Raw genomic sequence first — 255 nt, 5'->3', positions numbered from 1 at the left:
CTAAAAAAGTTGCAAGCCTTAGTTCAGGCAAAGCAGAAACTAGCGCAAGAGAGAAAGCGCAAATAGTCGATGAACTAAGGCAGCAATATCCGATCACACAGGTTCTCAAGGTAGTTGGCATGGCACGTAGTACGTTTTACTACCAACGCAAACAATCGCTTCTCGACGATAAGTATGCTGCGATCAAGCAACGCATTCGCACCATCTATGACAAGCATCATGGTCGCTACGGCTATCGTCGCGTGACGGCGACAA

General features: G+C 47.5%; 1 protein-coding gene. It reads left to right on the top strand.

Annotated features, from left to right (window positions below; genetic code table 11):
• A partial coding sequence (locus H8K33_RS19660) for an IS3 family transposase (protein ID WP_186892768.1) occupies positions 1-255 on the top strand: 255 nt, incomplete at both ends.

This window comes from Affinundibacterium amnicola (genome assembly GCF_014284275.1).
GTDB classification, from domain to species: Bacteria; Pseudomonadota; Gammaproteobacteria; order Burkholderiales; family Burkholderiaceae_D; genus Undibacterium; species Undibacterium amnicola.
The sequence above is the reverse complement of the archived record's forward strand: the minus strand, read 5'-3'. Positions and strand labels throughout refer to the sequence as shown.